Raw genomic sequence first — 17,023 nt, 5'->3', positions numbered from 1 at the left:
AGATAAGGTCAGAAAAGCACCAATATGCAACCAGCTGAGAAAGAGCAAAATAGCACAGACGTTGCGCCAAAAATCGCGTGGTTTTCACTACGTGCTGGGCAAATATGTTTAGGAAAAAAGCCTGCAGAAAATGATTTTAGGCGTTTAAAGTCTTTGGGTGTAACTCATATTGCAACCGTACAAACCAGCGATGAGCACGCTCCAATCATTCGTGATAACTCACTGGAAGCTGGCTTAGAATGGCTGTGGGTGCCTTTTATGCACCCATCATCAGACTCTCCCACCGAAGATGTGCACCTTCATCAGTACCTGCATGAGCTGTCGCAAATGCTTAGCGAAGGCGCCAAAATTTACCTACACTGCGACGGCTCTCAACACCGATGTAGTTTGCTTTTCTATGCCCTATGCCACTACTGCCGTGTTCCATCAAATAGCGCTTACAATGCACTGCATAGCTTTGGTGCAAGTGCCGCAAACAGCCTGCTGCGCTCAGAGCTTACGTGGGCTGCAGAGCTAGGGCATATTGCACCGAAAATGTAACGCACAAAAAGCGCGCTGCCCTTTATGTCAGCAGCGCGCGCTTTGTATCTACTATTACTCTGTCATTTGTTCAGCTACTTGTTACTCTACGCTTAAAACTGATAGATATTGGCGTTTGTAAGTAACGTGTTCGCATCTATTTTTTCTTGAACGCAGCGAATAATATCTGCGCGTTTGAAGACATAAATTCTATCTTTGCGCTTACGGTTATCATCAACTTCAAAGTCTTTCAGCACCATGCTGATATGTTCACTTTCAGGCAGACCTCTTAAACCTGAGCCAAATCGACACAAGGTGTCACTCAAACCAGCTTCAAAGCCTGCAAGAAACGTGTTATACGCTTTTTGCTGTTTTGCTTTACGCTCTTCTATCTGTTTTGCTTGTTCTTGCTCTATTGCTTGAAGTTCATCTTTCAATGCCCCTTCACGCGTTTCAAACTGCTTAAGTTTTTTCTCAAATTCCTCTTTTTTCGCCAGTAGTTCCTTTTTGCGTGGCTCGTCTGCATGACGCATCTCAAACGAAATATCACGTAGTACCCGTTCTACCTCTCTTGCTTCCCAAGCAAGTTCTCGCTGCATGCTGCGCAAGTCTCGCAAGCGGCTATTTTTATCTGCAAAAGCTTGTGAAAAACGATGACTGGTTTCTTCGGCGTAGGCCTCCCACTCGTGTGCGGTTTCAAACACCATGTCATCTAATTCACTAACCGAATTCACGGGGGGCAATGGTGGAACAGGCGGAACGGGAGGCACCGAATCAACGAGTCCTTCAACCAAGGTTTCTATTTCATGTACCCAGTTTCCGCTTTGCCCTCTCACTGAAAAAGTGAATACGGCGCCTTGTCCTGCAAGGTAGCTTGCTTCAATTTGACTGACTCTGTAGGTGTTAGACGCTGCACTCTGCCTTAGTGATGTTTTTAACACGCCTGACATTATTTCCAATTCATTCGAGAGTGCGTCGTACTTTTGAGGACTTTGCGCGTTTGCAAAGCCAGAAGTAGTAGAGCAAAGTAGCAAAACCGTTAGTAATCGTTTCATAAGTTCACCTAATTACGTTAGTCGTCTAGTGATGACTGTGGATTGTTCGAGGTATAAGGGTTAGTAGATGGCACCGCAGAGCGAGCATTTGCATCAGAGCGATTGTTTGCGCTTGGTAAAGACACTGCGCTATATCCAACCTCTATTTCATCAATTTCATCTTGTAGTCGCGTAAACTGACGTGCGTAGAAGCGCTGATCGTCAATACGTTGCTCGTTAATAAACTTGATAAGCTCTGCAAAGTCTTGCTTGCGCTCTTCTCTACTCGACGCCAATAAATATTTTGTAAGCTCTGCGCTACTTTGCTGCTGCTGAGTCGAAAGCGCTTGGGCGTATTCTTTGAACAATGCTTGATTTGCCTGTTGATAGTAATCACGCTGTTCACCCAGCGCTTTAGCCACTTCTTGTGTCACCCGTTGTTCAACCACTTCATCTACCGTAACTGAATTGCTGTTTGAGAATGTCAGCGCAATACCCTTATCGCTGTACGTAAAATTAGCACCTGTTAGTACTGCAAGTAGCGCACAGGCCGACATCGCCATGGCGCATGCAGGCAAACTAAACCAGCTAGAATACGATTGCTTTTTATCGTTACTAAAAAAGGTTTGCTCTTTGTCCCACTGAGGCAGCATTGGAGCGACAAAGTTTGCACTTAAGTCGTTCAAACGCGCGCTGTTAGCTACTGCCTGTGCAAATTCAGGGTCTGATTCACACAATGCTTTAAACTGCTTTTCTTGCTCGCTAGACAGCGAGTTTGCCAAATAAGCTGAGAATAAGGCTTCTTTGTCATGTAAGGTCATTATTCCAACTCCAACTTTAATTTTGCTAAGGCTGCGTAAAGCCTCGATTTTGCCGTATTCACCGATATATCCATTTGCTGTGCAATTTCTTCGAAAGTGAACTGGCCAAAGAATTTCAATTCCACGACTGCTTTTTGCCCCAAGGGCAAAGTTTGCATAGCGTGGGTGAGCGCTTTACTTTCTCTGTCGCTGTACAGTTGCATTTCAGGGCATGGCGCATCGCAAAGCGGCGCTTGTATATCATCGATATCTGAATGCGGCTTTCGCTTGCGATACAACTCCACGCAGCGACAGTGAGCAATGCGATAAAGCCAGCTTTTAAAGCTTCCTTCTCCTTTGAAACATGCAAGGCTGCGAAAAACAGAGATAAAAATCTCCTGCATTAAATCGGCCGCATCATGGCTGTTCCCCGTCATCCGAATACCGTATTGGTACATAGCGGTTTCGTAGCGAGAAATAAGCGTAAACCACGCTTTTTTATTACCTTTCAATGCTTGTTCCACGAGTTTTTCATCTCGTTTTTTAAACACGCTGTTCCCCGTTTTTGCACTCTATTTTTTTACTTAACCATTAAGTCGACGAGCTTTGCAAAAAAGTTTGTTTAATTATCAAAAATAAATATTTGTGCATTTGAGCGATGCTGATAGAAAGTGGTGATAAAGATAAAAAAGCGGCTGAACGTATACGCTCAACCGCTTGAAAAGAGACGTATGTAGCGCACTACATGCGCTAAATTTATTTCAATGTAGGAATTGGCAGCAATGGCGAGATTATTTCGCCAATTCTACGAAACAGCTGCATGCGTGTCGTGCCTGAACGCCACACTAAGCCTATTTCGCGAAAACCTTGCTCTTCAGCAGGAAAACTCTTAAGCCCTGTGTGCTCAAGAATTGATTGATTCAAAGCGAGTTCGGGTAAAAAGGTGTACCCCATTTTACTGTTCGCAAGCTGAACCAATGTATATAAACTGCTTGCCGCAACACTGCTTATTTGGTCGCTATGCTGAAGGTTACACGCACTTACCGCATGACCTGTCATACAGTGTTCTTGCTGAAGTAAGAAGATACTCTTTTTAGGCAGCGTGGATATATCGACGGGGCTTGGAAGCTGCTCAGCCATTTCTTTATGCGCAATGAGGTGAAATGGGTCATGCCCCAATATCATTTGCTTGCATCCCGGCGTTTCCATTGGAAGCGCTAGTATCAGTAGATCTAATCTGCCGTCAGTTAACTGTTGAAGCAATTTCTCGGTCGTGTCTTCCTGCATTTCTAAATTAATATCAGGCAGAAACGCCGAAAAAGCGCCTAACATACCTTCAAATAAAAATGGTGCAATGGTTGGAATAACGCCTAGTTTTAACGTGCCTCGCTGCCAGTTCCCGGCATTTTGGGCATACTCAACTAGCTCTCCCGCGTCTTGTAGCAGTACTTTACTGCGCTCAACGATGTCTAACCCTAATGAAGTGAACACAAAAGTTTTATGTTCGCGTTCAAGCAATTGGCTTCCAAAATGCTCTTCTAAGTTTTGAATGGCCGTACTCAATGTCGATTGACTTACATTGCAACGCGAAGCAGCACGATGAAAATGTTGCTCTTGGTGCAGTGTCACCAAATAATGAAGGTGCTTAAGGTTTGGCCATTTCATGGGCATCTCACAATTTACTAAAAAGGGATTAAAAGATGATAGTTTAATCTAACATAAAGATTATAAACCGCATAGCGTCGCCCATTGAATCAGGCCCACGATTAAGGTTTTTAAAGGCTGTTACCTGTGACCCTTGAGCTACAAGAAAAAGGCACGGAGAACTAGCTAAACCACGCTGGAAAGCCTATAAAAGTAACGTTAGGATTAAAGTGCAAAGATAATTGCGGCATACATAATAGCGAGGTTTTACGTGCGCTTGTAACAACTCAGCTATATCGTGAATAACTTTAGAGGGCAATATGAAAGGACATTACAAAAACATTTTATGTGTATTGAGCGACTCTCACCGTCAGGATGACACCGTTGCCCAAGCACTACATATCGCCAAAGCACACCAAGCCTCGCTTACCATTATGCTTTCGTTAGAGGCCTTACCGCCAAATGCCAGTATGGTAATGGAGTCGTTTTCTTATGTTGATTCACAACAGACCATGGAAACACAAGCCCAACATTGGTTGGAAGAACAAGCTGAAAGCTGGGGTAAGCATTACGACGTATCTACGGCAGTCACCGTTGGTCAACCGTTAATTGACGTTGTTCGTTACGTGCAAAAGAACAACATAGACTTAGTAATCAAAAGAGCCGAAGAAAGCTTTTTGGACAAGCTATTCGGCAGCTTAGATATGCGTTTATTTCGCAAATGTCCGTGCCCTGTTTGGATAATCAATCACAAGCCTCGTAGTCAATATAAAAATGTGGTGGCGGCGCTAGATTTAAATTACCACTACCCGCAGCACGAAGTTTCAATTAGGCGCGATCTCAACCGCGATATTTTGCGACACGCCAGTCAAATTGCGCTGCTTGAATTTGCACAACTGCATATCGTTCACGTGTTTGACGCCGTGCCTGAAAATATAGCAAGAGATGGTTTTATATCGGTAGATAACGACAGAATGGAAACCGATCTAGCTAAAATTCATGCCGAGCGTGAAGCTGAGCTAGATAAACTGCTTGAAGAGTTGGGTAGTGAACTTGATGACGACGTTTTAGATTACCTAAAGCCTCAAAAGCACATCGTACATGGCTACCCAAGAAGAGAAATTGCTGCCACCACCACATCCCTTGATACCGACATTATTGTGATGGGCACAGTGGCGAGATTGGGCGTTCCTGGCTACATCATGGGAGATACCGCTGAAGAAACTATTCACCAGCTAAAATGTGCAGTAGTTGGGGTAAAGCCACGAGGTTTTGAAACACCAATTTCCGTTGACTAAACATGCCACTACGTAAATGCATGTTCCAATAGCATGAGCAACAACAGAGAAAAACATAAAGAAAAATGGCCGCACTTTTCACAAAGTGCGGCCATTTTTTTAATTCTTATCGCTAGGTTGACGTTGTGTACTACGCTACGCCAAACGATGCTTTCAGAATGTAGAAGAAAATAATCGATAGTACTGCGCCAGCAGGCAATGTAACAATCCACGACACAACGATATTTCTAACAATGCCTAAATTAAGTGCCGACACTCCGCGTGCTAAACCTACGCCCAATACCGCGCCCACTAGCGTTTGCGTGGTTGAAATTGGTAGGCCTGTACCCGATGCAATTACAACCGTACATGCAGCTGCAAGTTCTGCAGCAAAACCGCGGCTTGGCGTAAGGTGCGTAATACCTTGGCCGATGGTTTTGATAACGCGATGACCAAATAGCGCAAGACCCGCAACAATACCTAAGCCACCAAGAGGTAGGATCCACCACGCAAGTGTAGTGCTTGAATTAATCTCACCACCGCTGGTAACAACACTGACTACGGCAGCTAATGGACCAATTGCATTGGCAACATCATTTGAGCCATGAGCAAACGCCATACAACATGCTGTTACTACCATAAGAAGCGCAAACACTTTCTCTACGTTTGCTGCCTGTAAATCTGCATCTTCAGAGCCGCTGAACTTCATACGGCCGATAAACCATTTACCCAAAAAGCCTAGTGCTACAGCAATTCCAATAGCCAATAGATACCCGTTAACTGCGCTTAACTCTAAGCCAACGTGTTTAAGACCTTTCTTGATGGTAACTAGCGACATTACAAAGCCCGCTAACGCCATGTAAAAAGGCACGTAACGCTTGGCATTTTGAAACGGAGACTCAGTTTGGAAAATAAGTTTGTGCGCACTCATGAAAATAAGGTAAGCAATAACGCCAGAAATTGCAGGCGTAACCACCCAACTTCCCACGATACCACCGACTTTATCCCACGCTACCGCGTCCATACTGACGCCCGTTGCAGTGAAGCCGATGATTGCACCAATAATTGAGTGAGTTGTCGATACAGGCCACCCCAACCACGACGCTACTGCTAGCCAGATTCCGGCTGCAAGTAGTGATGAGATCATACCTAATACCAAGTATTCAGGAATGTCTATAAAATAGGTTGAGTCGATAATTCCTTTTCGAATGGTAGATGTCACTTCGCCACCAGCTAGGTAGGCGCCAGCAAACTCAAATATCATTGCAATGACAATGGCTTGTTTTATGGTTAAAGCTTTAGAACCTACTGACGTACCCATTGCGTTGGCAACGTCATTCGCTCCAATACCCCATGCCATGACGAAACCAACGCCGGCGGCAAGGATTATAAGAATTAGGCCATAACTTTCAAAAAATTCCACGGATAATCGCTCCCGATCTAAACGCGATTTAGGCTGGACGCTACTTGAGTAAGTAGCATGATCCCTTCACCCCAAGGGCGAGAGAAAGAAGTTAAAGACAAATTGTGTTTTATCATAAGGTTCGATTAAATTTTGCACGATCTGTTCTTGGCTGCGGCGCATGATAACGTAATCATCTTAGAAGCCATAGCGAAAATCACTGAAAAACGATAAAAGTATGCGGAATTATTTGAATGCGATGATAAAACCACCAAATATTTCAGTTTTATGACAAATAAATTTCTCGTTTGTTCATCTGTGACAACATTCACGCAAAAAAGCACTGACCAATTGGACAGGTTTACGTCAAATCTTCCAGCTTTTGCTGCATGTTTTCCAACGGTGTATGTCTAACATCTGTACCACGAGTAAGATAAACCACATACTCGCATACGTTTTTACATCTGTCCCCAATACGCTCTAACGAACGCAGCGCCCACAGCACGTCTAGCCAATCTTGCATGTCTTCTGTGCTCTTTTCCATTTCAGAGGTCGTATACGATAACAACCGTTTATACTCGCTATCAATGCGGTTGTCTTGGTCATACACTTCAAGCGCCGCCGCTTCATCTTGTCGGGCAAAGGCGTCAAAAGTTCCTCGCATCATGGCAGCAACTCGCTCACCAATAAGCAACATACTACTTTTGATGGTATCTGAGGTAGGTAATTTGTTGCGAGTGACAAGCTTCGCAATACGTTCTATTTCATCTCCCATTCGCTCAATGTCAGTGATGGCTTTAGAAATAGTCATGATTAAGCGCAAATCACTGGCGGTGGGATGTCGTTTTGCAATAATACGCAAGCATTCTTCGTCTATTTGAATTTCCATGGAGTTAATCTTTAAGTCGTTTAACACCACTTTCTCAGCCAAACCAGCATGGTTGTGTTTTACCGCCTTCAGGGTATCTACCAATTGCTGTTCAACTTCGCCTCCCATGGTTAATACCGAGTTTCGCAAGTTTTCCAACTCAATATTAAACGTACCTGAGATATGCGTATTTAAAGCAACTTGTCGCATGGTTAATTCTCCTCGCGCCTTAGGATTAGTGCACTGTATATATACGTGCTCCAAACGCTATTTGTTACGTTGATACGACCTAACTGCAATAAGCGCTTATCCATACCGACCTGTTATGTAGTCTTCAGTTTGCTTTTTGTCAGGCATAGTGAACAGCGTGTCACTGTCTGCGTATTCTATTAACCGACCTTGATGGAAAAACGCGGTATAATCACTAACCCGTGCCGCTTGCTGCATATTGTGGGTCACGATAATAATGGTGCATTGTTTTTTTAATACATCCATTAATTCCTCAATGAATAGCGTGGTTAGTGGGTCTAGTGCAGATGTCGGTTCATCAAGTAGTAGGATATCGGGCTTTAACGCCAGCGCTCTTGCAATAACCAAACGCTGTTGTTGGCCTCCAGATAATGCATGAGCAGATTCGAACAGTCGGTCTTTCACTTCATCCCATAGCGCTGCTTGTTTAAGTGCGCTTTCCACCGCATCATCTAAATGACGACGAATTTTTACACCTTGAAGTTTTAATCCGTAGCACACGTTTTCATAGATACTCATAGGAAATGGATTAGGGCGCTGAAACACCATCCCAACGTTGGATCTAAGCCGTGACACATTTACTTTACTACTATTGATGTTCTGCCCATCAATAATAATCTCGCCGTTGTATTTGCAGCTATCATACAAATCGTTAAGTCGATTAAAGCAGCTAATCAACGTAGATTTGCCGCAGCCACTTTGGCCAATTAACGCCGTTATCTTATTTTTGGGTATTCGCATGCTGATATCGTTAAGCACGTGCTTGCTGCCGAACCACAGATTGAGACTTTTAACCTCAACCGCAGTTTGCGCTTCACTAATATCATTCACGTTTAGCGTATTGTGTTCGAACAACTTCAACATGTTATAAAAACCTGTAATTACCCTTTGAGATAGCGCTTGCGCAAACGCGCCCTAAGCACAACAGCCAAGATATTTAAAATGAAAACCACCACTAACAATAGTAAGCAGGCAGCAAACATCATACTTGCACTTTTTCCATCGGTTTGGCTATGAAATGCGCCGTCATAAATAAGCACGCCTAAGTGCATAAACTGCCTATCAAGATGAAGGTAAGGAAACTCTCCATCTATAGGCAGCGTGGGAGCAAACTTAACCGCGCCAACCAACATAAGTGGCGCAACCTCACCGGCAGCCCTTGCAATGGCTAAAATTACACCCGTCATTATGCCAGGCGATGCAATTGGCAGCACTGTGCGTACTATTGTTTCGATTTTGGTTGCACCTAATGCGTAACTACCAGCTTTCAATCCGTCTGGTACGCGACGCAGCCCTTCTTCAGTTGCCACAATTACAACAGGCAGCGTCAAAATAGCCATGGTTAACGCCGCCCAAAATACGCCAGGGCTTCCCATAGTGGGGGCAGGAAGCGAATCGCTAAAGAATAGCTCGTCAATACTGCCGCCCAAGGTATAAACAAAAAAGCCAAGTCCAAACACGCCGTATACTATAGAAGGTACGCCAGCCATATTACTCACACTTACGCGAATAATGGTGGTCAGCGCTGTATTTGGCGCATACTCACTTAAGTAAATAGCAGCTAGTACGCCAAAAGGCGTCACGATAATGGTCATCAAAAATACCATTAGCACCGTGCCAAACAGAGCGGGAAAAACCCCACCAGACGTATTCGCTTGTTTAGGGGAGTCAGTAAGAAATACGCCAATTTCAGAAAATACTACCTGCCATTTCTCGAACGTGCTCAGTCGACTAACATAATCCACATCTTGGATGCTTGAAATTGGAATAATAAAGGGTGTGCTGTCAGCAAAGCTCACCAGCAAGGTATACTGAGCACGCGTAACTTCTAATGCTTCAACTCGCTTTTGATATTCGTTAAAGGAGGCAACAAGCTTTTCTCTAGCGGGTGCATCATTGACTACATTTCTCTTGTCAAATTGAGACAAAGCTTCGTGAATGGGGGCTAAATGGCGAGTATTTAATTCTTCAATCTGCGCGCTAATTTGTGCCACGTTTTTCATTACATCGTCAATGTTATCTAGCGATTGAGCAGGCTTAGATGGCACAACAATGTGTTCTGGAATTGCCAACACTCTTCTACCATCTAATAACTTGATTTCTGCCGCTTCTTTGGCAAGCTGCGAACTAAGTAAATGCTCTCGCGCCAACAACTTTTGGGAACCGAAAGGATTCGAGGCATCTGAGTATTTCAGTGTGATATCACCTTTTGAAGAAGCATCAAAAATATTGGCTAATACCGAAAATGTGTCGCCGTTCTCTTCTTTGCCTGTCACCTTATAAATAGGTTCAGGCCAAAAATAAGCAGTACCGCGAAAGCTAATAAGAATAAGCACGCTTACCAGAGCAATTAGAAGCAAACTGGTGAAAAACGCCGTTAAACTAATGACCAACGATTGGCGCTGCGCAGCGTTTAATCCAAATGAAGTACGATTAACCATAGTACGCCCTGCTCCTTAAACGCTGTCGCAAAAGCTCTGCTACGGTATTCACCAAAAATGTAAATAAAAATAAAATACAAGCAGTAAAAAACAGTATTTGATAATGTGCGGACGACACTTCCGCCTCTGGTAGTTCAATTGCCAAATTAGCAGTAAGTGCTCGCAAACCTTCGATAAGCCCCCAGCTTGATATTGGCGTATTTCCAGTAACCATTAGCACTATCATTGTTTCACCAAACGCCCGCCCAAAGCCCAGCATAATAGCCGCAACAATACCGGGTAAAGCTACGTGAAGTACAACATAAAGTAGGGTTTGTAATCGAGTGGCACCTAACGCATAAGAGGCGTTTTTAAGATCGTTAGGCACACCGTTAATGGCGTCTTCAGCTAATGAGTAAATACTTGGCGAAATGGCCACACCTAATGCCAGTGCAACAACAATGGTAGTTTTGCCAATTGGGCTATTTGACTCGGCGGCAAGCAAAGTAAACCCATCTATACCCAATAAAGAAAACATAAACGTTGGCGCATACTCAACACTTATAAACCCGAGAAGGAATACACCACTTACCGCAAAGATAAGCTCTGCACCATGCCTAAGCCGCTTAGGTAAATACTCGGCAATTGGGCGCTGTACTAAAGACACAACAATTAATACAAAAGGAATTACGACGAGGAAAAACGCAAAGGAAAATAAAAATTGCTCGGCTTTTGGCGATAACCATATAGCGGCAATAAAGCCGATTAATACGCTGGGAATGGCTTCTAGTAGCTCTATCGCTGGCTTTAAAACATTGCGAAGCTGGCTCTTGGCAAAAAAGGCCGTATAAATGGCTGCGCCTATCGCTACGGGAATGGCAATAAGTAACGCTAGCAGAGAAGCTTTTATGCTGCCGATCAGAAGCGGAGTAAGGCTAAATTTGGCCTCTTGAAAGTCTGAGGCACTGGTTGTTTGCCATACCGTCTCTTCACGTTCATAACCTTCGTAATGTTGAGGTTCAAACAGCGACGCCCATGTTGTGATACCGCTTAAATGTTGCCCTGCCCACACAGACAGGGTGTTGTTAGAGAAACTATATAGCTTGTTGCCATACCAAATCACGCTTTCTGCTGTGCTTTCAATTTTTTGAGAAGACACCACATCACCCGATACACGGTTAATAAGCAGTACACGTGCTTTGTCGGTCAATACAGCCACCAAATTCATACTTGCGTGCTCGGCAACGTCTTTTACTTTTTCATTAGGAAGCTGAATTTGATAGGTTTGCTCGAAGGTCAGCCCTTTTTGACTTTTACTCAAAACCCAGCGTGTCAATGCTTGGGTTTTGGTGTTCATCAAAAAGAAAGTGCGATCTTTAGCCAGTGGAAACACAATGGGCTCGTCAAGCGAAGAGTTTATATCACCAGTTATAGGAAGCAGAGTTGCCGCGTTGTCTTGCAATCTATTTAAATAAAGCCCGTCTTCAACTTGAAGTAGTGCGCTTTCACCACCGGGAAGCAAAACAAGCCTTCTTGTATCGTTAAAACGTTTATCAATTATTTGCGTAGGACGAAGTCGATTTACCCAACGAATAAATACACTGTTCCCTTGCGATATTGATATTACTGCCCACTTTGATGATAGGGCTATGTCCCAGCTTTCACGTTTATTCCAAATGTCTTTTGGGAGAGAGAACGTGATGTTGTTTGAAAGTGCGGTTTGAGGGACATTAGTCGACGTGTCCACCGCATTATTGCCACCAATATTAAACGACCTTACTGGCAATACCCTAACTTGTGCATTAGGCGATATGTCGACAATAAAATTTTCCCCCATCACGCTATGGGCAGACAAAACATGATCACACGGGCGTATATAGTCGTGATTACTGACTAACTGCTCATCTTTAAGCAACTTTAGCCCCAATCTGCAGTCAGACTTTCTAACTAGCATGGGCTGACTGTTGATCACATCTCCCGCACTGATGATTTTTTCGTTCTCAGGTATTTGAAAATTTGAGAGTAGTTTCAAGCTGGGAGTATACGCCAACGGCATTGCTTGACTTATAAGATGGGTAACTAGAACAACTAACGTAAGTAAAACAAGGCCGCCAAAGCCCGTCACCACATAACGTGACAACCTATCGCTACGCTGGCGCTTTTTATTTGTGCTGTTGCTGTCAAAAGTCATGCGGCTGATTAGTAATTTTTATTTTCGAAATTCTTCATTTTTAAGAAGAATAACCCTAAATTGCACTGATGAGCAGTGTAAGTTTTGTTATGCTAATAGCAAGTGAAAGTTTATTGCATTACCTTCGCGCAACCTACTCTGCGCCTATGGTATTACCCAACTGAAAGACGATCAAAGTTTTTCTCTACACGCCCAATAAGGAGCATCACATGCAATCATTGGTTATAAGCATCATGGGTAAAGACAAGCCTGGTTTAGTAGACACTTTAGCGAAGTGTGTCTACAAGCATGAAGGCAATTGGCAAGGCTCGAGTTTTGCGCATATGGCAGGTATGTTTACCGGCTTTGTTGAAGTGCACGTTTCAGATGAGAATCAGCAAGACTTAATTGATGCGTTAGACGCTATCAAAGACTTGTCAGTACAGTCGGTGGCGGTAGCAAACAGTGAGAAAAACAACACAACCAAGTTAACGGTCGATGTGATGGGCAATGATAAAACAGGGATTGTTCAAGAGCTAACCTCCGTTCTAAACCAATTTAATCTTAATATTCTTACTTTTTCATCTCATTGCGAAAGTGCGCCAAATTGGGGCAGCCTTATTTTCAAAGCGAAGGCAGAAATTGCAGTACCTGAAGGATTCGACGATGACGCACTGCAAGATGCACTTGAGTCTTTGGCGAATGATTTGGTGGTCGATATTACCGCTAAGCGATGAAAGTCATGGCGTTTGTTTTTGCAAACACATTGTTACCACTATCTAAAGGCTGTTTCAGCACAGCAAACCATGGAAGGCCTAGTCAGCGTCTGACGATATGTTGTCACAGTATTGTCACCGACTGATGGCAGTCTTTGACCATTTTTATAAACGTGAATTGAGAGATTATGGATAACGACGTTTTATATTATCCCAAAGAATTAAGCTGGCTTGCGTTTAACGAACGCGTCCTTCAAGAAGCCGCAGATAGAAACAACCCCGCCGTTGAGCGAATCCGATTTCTCGGTATTTATTCCAACAACCTTGATGAGTTTTATCGAGTACGCGCAGCTGATGTAAAGCGACAAATTACCATTGCGCAAAATGACGGCAATGAGGCGGAAGCAGAACGTCAAACTGTGTTAATGGCACAAATTCAAAAGAAAGTGGTACAGCTTTCTGAAAAATTTGACCAAATTCACAAAGAAGTGGTGAAAGCGCTCGCGCGCTACAACATTCATATTCTTCGTAAAAATGATTTAGATGATTATCAACGGCAGTGGGTAAGGAACTTTTTTATAAACAAGGCGCTTAGGCACATTGCCCCAATTTTAATTGATAAAAAAACAGATTTGCTTAGCCGCTTAAACGGTACGTCCGTTTATTTATATGTAGCGCTGAGAAGGAAGGACCGCAACCCGCGATTTGCCGTGATTCAAGTACCCACGTCTGAAATGTCGCGCTTCATGCTTATACCACCGCAAAAAAGCCGCAAGAAAAAGAGCATCATTATGCTGGATGATATGATTCAGCTTTGCCTTGAAGATATTTTCCGTGGTTTCGTAAAATTCGACGAAATCGAAGCCTTTTCATTCAAGATGACCCGTGACGCTGAATACTCGATTAACGAAGAAATTGACGAAAGCTTCGTTGAAAAGATGTCTGAAAGTATGAAACAACGTCTCATCGCTGAACCTGTTCGCGTTATTTACGACAACAATATGCCACAAGATATGCAGCAGGATTTACGCAAGCGATTGAAAATTACCAAGCTTGATACCATGCATGCGGCTGGGCATTACCGAAACTTCAAAGACTTTATCGGGTTCCCTAACGTGGGCCGTGAATATTTAGAACACACGCCACTTCCTGCCCTCGATAGCAATGCCTTCTCAAAGTACAACACCGTTTTCGACGCCATCACTGCGCGCGATATTTTGCTGTATTACCCGTATCATCGCTTTCTTCACTTTACCGAATTTGTGCGTCAGGCAGCGTTCGATCCAAACGTAAAAACGATACGCATCAACATTTACCGTGTAGCCAGCAACTCACGCATTATTAACTCGCTGATTGATGCCGTAGACAACGGAAAAAAGGTGACCGTTGTGGTAGAGCTTCGCGCACGTTTCGATGAAGAAGCTAATATTGAGTGGTCTAAGCGCATGACCGATGCGGGGATCCGCGTTGTACTTGGTGTACCTACACTTAAAATTCACTCTAAGCTTTGTATTGTTACCCGTGAAGAACGCGGTAGCTTGGTGAATTATGCCCACTTTGGTACAGGTAACTTTAACGAGAAAACCGCCAAGATCTATACCGATTACAGCTTGTTCACGCGTAATCAAGAACTCGCTGATGAGGGCGTTGCGGTATTTGATCTTATTCAATATCCCTACAGACGCTATAAGTTCCAGCACCTTCAGATATCTCCGCTTAACGCGCGAACCAAAGTACAGTCGCTTATTCGCCAAGAAATTCAGCACCTTAATCAGGGGCAAAAAGCGCAAATCACATTTAAAATCAACAACCTTGTTGATAAAGAGCTTATTGATGATTTGTATCGCGCTAGCCAAGCTGGTGTGAAAATTCGAGGCATTGTGCGCGGAATGTGTTCACTTAATCCCGGCATAAAAGGCATAAGTGAAAACATTGAAATCATTTCAATTGTGGACAGGTTTCTTGAGCACCCACGCGTCATGATCTTTGAAGGCGGTGGCGATAGAAAAGTGTATATATCATCGGCTGACTGGATGACCCGAAATATGGACAACCGTATTGAAGTAGGCTGTCCTGTTTACGATAAAGGTCTACAACAGCGCATTATTGATATAATGGAACTACAATTTAAAGATACCCTGAAGGCGCGAGTGATTGACAAGGATCAGAGCAACAAGTACGTTCACAGGGGAAATCGTAAAAAACTTCGCTCTCAAATAGAAATTTACGACTATTTGAAGAAGCTAGAAGACACACTGTAGGATAAATAGTTAGTACATGACTCAGCACGAATCAGTTTTTAATGGCGTAGAAACCCGTGAAGTAAGTAAAGTTGCGGCATTAGATATAGGCTCTAATAGCTTTCACTTAGTGGTAGCACGGATAGTGGCTGGGTCTGTGCAAATTCTGCATCGAGTAAAACAAAAGGTTAGACTGGCTGAAGGTCTTAACGACAAAGATATTTTATCTGATGAAGCCATGGAGCGTGGGTTAGCCATGCTCAAAGTCGTGGCAGAGAGCCTTAAAGGCTTCGAACCTGATTCGGTGAGAATTGTAGCTACTCATACGCTGCGCAAGGCGCGTAATGCGCGTGATTTTATTTGCGCAGCAAAAGACATCCTCCCTTACCCTATTGAAGTCATTTCTGGGGTGGAAGAAGCGCGACTGATATATTCTGGTGTGGCACATACCAATCATTCTGATGGCCAACAGTTAGTAATTGATATTGGCGGTGGCTCGACAGAGTTTGTTATTGGCGAAGGATTTACACCGCTACTTTGTCGTAGTCTTCAAATGGGCTGTGTTAGCTACACTAAGCGCTTTTTCCCTGAAGGCGAACTTAAAGCCAAAGCTTTTGACAAGGCCATTACTGCGGCTGAACAAGAGCTTGAGATGATAGATAATAAGTATCGAAGACTCGGCTGGGTTCAGTGCATAGGTACATCAGGTACTATTCGTTCGCTGTTTACGCTTTGTCAGCAAGACAGACCTAATGGCCATGATATTCCCGTAACGCTGAAGAGTTTGCGCAATTTAATGAAGCAATTTATCAATGCAGGGCACATCGACAAACTAAGCTATCCAGATTTGAGTGAAGATCGCCGCGTGGTTATTGCTGGTGGTCTTGCTATTTTAATTGCCGTATTTAAGGCGCTTGAAATAGAAGGTTTGGTGTATTCACCCGCTGCCCTGCGTGAGGGAGTGCTTTATCAGATGGAAGATGAACTACATCACGCAGACATTCGGGGTAGAACAGCAAGTAGCCTAGCAACGCGCTATGACGTAGACACTTCACAAGCGACAATGGTACTCAATACGACTCTTTCGCTATTCAATGACACTGAAAAAGCATGGAAACTCAAAGGGCGAGACTTTAAAAGTATGCTTGGATGGGCAGCACTTTTGCATGAAGTGGGAATGCAGATTAATTCTCGCGGCATTCAAAAGCACAGTGCTTATATTCTTGCCAATGTTGATATGCCAGGGTTTACTCAAGAACAACAACTATTGCTAGCCACATTGGTGCGATGTCACCGAAAGAAAATTCGCACTAATGAAATACCCGCGTTTAACTTGTTTGACGAGCAGTCTGTGAAGCGTTTAATTGCATTGCTGCGATTAGGTGTGCTGCTAAATATAAAACGCCAAGAAGGCTTTGTTCCCGAACTGGATATTAAGGTAGAAAAGAACGAGCTCGCTATCACGTTTCCTGATGGCTGGCTGGATGAAAAGCCCATTATCTCTGCCGACTTACTGCGAGAAAGGCACTATTGGAAAGCATTAGACTTAAAACTTGTCGTTTTTCCTGATATTGAACAGCTTCATCCGAATATGGAGTAGCGACATTTACTGAGCACAAGCAAAAACTGAACATTTTATAGGCAAATAAAAGTACTATTTGTCTATAAAACGCGTATACTGCTG

The 17,023-nt window shown here is 43.6% G+C and carries 14 protein-coding genes; 5 read left to right on the top strand and 9 right to left on the bottom strand.

Annotated features, from left to right (window positions below; all coding sequences use genetic code 11):
- Positions 1-24 precede the first annotated feature (24 nt).
- Entirely contained in the window at positions 25-540 is a 516-nt protein-coding gene (locus ACHUFN_RS07635; protein ID WP_394221736.1) for a hypothetical protein, read from the top strand.
- Positions 541-632: 92 nt separating this feature from the next.
- Here the strand turns inward: ACHUFN_RS07635 and ACHUFN_RS07630 are convergent, their stop codons facing one another.
- From ACHUFN_RS07630 to ACHUFN_RS07615, 4 genes are all read right to left on the bottom strand, one after another.
- Entirely contained in the window at positions 633-1,574 is a 942-nt protein-coding gene (locus tag ACHUFN_RS07630; protein ID WP_394221735.1) for a hypothetical protein, read from the bottom strand.
- Positions 1,575-1,591: 17 nt separating this feature from the next.
- Positions 1,592-2,374, bottom strand: coding sequence for an anti-sigma factor (locus ACHUFN_RS07625; RefSeq protein WP_394221734.1), 783 nt, complete (start codon positions 2,372-2,374; stop codon positions 1,592-1,594).
- Positions 2,374-2,904, bottom strand: a complete 531-nt coding sequence (locus ACHUFN_RS07620; protein WP_394221733.1) for an RNA polymerase sigma factor — start codon at positions 2,902-2,904, stop codon at positions 2,374-2,376. The genes ACHUFN_RS07625 and ACHUFN_RS07620 overlap by 1 nt, the downstream gene beginning before the upstream one ends.
- 205 nt (positions 2,905-3,109) lie before the next feature.
- On the bottom strand, positions 3,110-4,018 hold the full coding sequence (locus ACHUFN_RS07615) for a hydrogen peroxide-inducible genes activator (protein ID WP_394221732.1): 909 nt from the start codon (positions 4,016-4,018) through the stop codon (positions 3,110-3,112).
- Positions 4,019-4,317: 299 nt separating this feature from the next.
- On the opposite strand from ACHUFN_RS07615, the gene ACHUFN_RS07610 reads away from it, so the two are divergent.
- Positions 4,318-5,295 carry a universal stress protein gene (locus ACHUFN_RS07610; protein ID WP_394221731.1) on the top strand — a complete coding sequence of 326 codons (978 nt, stop codon included), beginning with the start codon at positions 4,318-4,320 and terminating at the stop codon, positions 5,293-5,295.
- Between the two features lie 130 nt (positions 5,296-5,425).
- Here the strand turns inward: ACHUFN_RS07610 and ACHUFN_RS07605 are convergent, their stop codons facing one another.
- The 5 genes from ACHUFN_RS07605 to ACHUFN_RS07585 form a co-directional block, all read right to left on the bottom strand.
- Positions 5,426-6,697, bottom strand: a complete 1,272-nt coding sequence (locus ACHUFN_RS07605) for an inorganic phosphate transporter (RefSeq protein WP_394221730.1) — start codon at positions 6,695-6,697, stop codon at positions 5,426-5,428.
- A 340-nt stretch (positions 6,698-7,037) separates the two neighbouring features.
- Positions 7,038-7,754, bottom strand: a complete 717-nt coding sequence (phoU, locus tag ACHUFN_RS07600) for a phosphate signaling complex protein PhoU (RefSeq protein WP_394221728.1) — start codon at positions 7,752-7,754, stop codon at positions 7,038-7,040.
- 96 nt (positions 7,755-7,850) lie between these two features.
- Positions 7,851-8,657: a phosphate ABC transporter ATP-binding protein PstB gene (gene pstB, locus ACHUFN_RS07595; protein ID WP_394221727.1), complete on the bottom strand. Its 807-nt coding sequence runs from the start codon at positions 8,655-8,657 to the stop codon at positions 7,851-7,853.
- A 17-nt stretch (positions 8,658-8,674) separates the two neighbouring features.
- Positions 8,675-10,234: a phosphate ABC transporter permease PstA gene (pstA, locus tag ACHUFN_RS07590; RefSeq protein WP_394221726.1), complete on the bottom strand. Its 1,560-nt coding sequence runs from the start codon at positions 10,232-10,234 to the stop codon at positions 8,675-8,677.
- Positions 10,227-12,404 carry an ABC transporter permease subunit gene (locus ACHUFN_RS07585; protein WP_394221725.1) on the bottom strand — a complete coding sequence of 726 codons (2,178 nt, stop codon included), beginning with the start codon at positions 12,402-12,404 and terminating at the stop codon, positions 10,227-10,229. Before ACHUFN_RS07585 ends, pstA begins: the two co-directional genes overlap by 8 nt.
- A 209-nt stretch (positions 12,405-12,613) precedes the next feature.
- Between ACHUFN_RS07585 and ACHUFN_RS07580 the strand changes: the two genes are divergently transcribed.
- From ACHUFN_RS07580 to ppx, 3 genes are all read left to right on the top strand, one after another.
- On the top strand, positions 12,614-13,120 hold the full coding sequence (locus ACHUFN_RS07580) for a glycine cleavage system transcriptional repressor (protein ID WP_394221724.1): 507 nt from the start codon (positions 12,614-12,616) through the stop codon (positions 13,118-13,120).
- A gap of 167 nt (positions 13,121-13,287) precedes the next feature.
- Positions 13,288-15,360 carry a polyphosphate kinase 1 gene (gene ppk1, locus ACHUFN_RS07575; protein ID WP_394221723.1) on the top strand — a complete coding sequence of 691 codons (2,073 nt, stop codon included), beginning with the start codon at positions 13,288-13,290 and terminating at the stop codon, positions 15,358-15,360.
- Between the two features lie 16 nt (positions 15,361-15,376).
- Positions 15,377-16,939: an exopolyphosphatase gene (ppx, locus tag ACHUFN_RS07570; protein ID WP_394221722.1), complete on the top strand. Its 1,563-nt coding sequence runs from the start codon at positions 15,377-15,379 to the stop codon at positions 16,937-16,939.
- The last annotated feature ends 84 nt before the right edge of the window (positions 16,940-17,023 follow it).

This window comes from Alteromonas gracilis (assembly GCF_043642145.1).
In the GTDB taxonomy this organism is placed as follows: Bacteria; Pseudomonadota; Gammaproteobacteria; order Enterobacterales; family Alteromonadaceae; genus Alteromonas; species Alteromonas gracilis_B.
Note: the sequence above shows the minus strand (reverse complement) of the source record. Positions and strands in the feature narration are given on the sequence as shown.

Bases quoted from the DNA above. Each gene is read 5' to 3' on its own strand.
- ACHUFN_RS07635 (WP_394221736.1), top strand. From the start codon at position 25: ATGCAACCAGCTGAGAAAGAGCAAAATAGCACAGACGTTGCGCCAAAA.
- ACHUFN_RS07630 (WP_394221735.1), bottom strand. From the start codon at position 1,574: ATGAAACGATTACTAACGGTTTTGCTACTTTGCTCTACTACTTCTGGC.
- ACHUFN_RS07625 (WP_394221734.1), bottom strand. From the start codon at position 2,374: ATGACCTTACATGACAAAGAAGCCTTATTCTCAGCTTATTTGGCAAAC.
- ACHUFN_RS07615 (WP_394221732.1), bottom strand. From the start codon at position 4,018: ATGAAATGGCCAAACCTTAAGCACCTTCATTATTTGGTGACACTGCAC.
- ACHUFN_RS07610 (WP_394221731.1), top strand. From the start codon at position 4,318: ATGAAAGGACATTACAAAAACATTTTATGTGTATTGAGCGACTCTCAC.
- phoU (WP_394221728.1), bottom strand. From the start codon at position 7,754: ATGCGACAAGTTGCTTTAAATACGCATATCTCAGGTACGTTTAATATT.
- pstB (WP_394221727.1), bottom strand. From the start codon at position 8,657: ATGTTGAAGTTGTTCGAACACAATACGCTAAACGTGAATGATATTAGT.
- pstA (WP_394221726.1), bottom strand. From the start codon at position 10,234: ATGGTTAATCGTACTTCATTTGGATTAAACGCTGCGCAGCGCCAATCG.
- ACHUFN_RS07585 (WP_394221725.1), bottom strand. From the start codon at position 12,404: ATGACTTTTGACAGCAACAGCACAAATAAAAAGCGCCAGCGTAGCGAT.
- ACHUFN_RS07580 (WP_394221724.1), top strand. From the start codon at position 12,614: ATGCAATCATTGGTTATAAGCATCATGGGTAAAGACAAGCCTGGTTTA.
- ppk1 (WP_394221723.1), top strand. From the start codon at position 13,288: ATGGATAACGACGTTTTATATTATCCCAAAGAATTAAGCTGGCTTGCG.
- ppx (WP_394221722.1), top strand. From the start codon at position 15,377: ATGACTCAGCACGAATCAGTTTTTAATGGCGTAGAAACCCGTGAAGTA.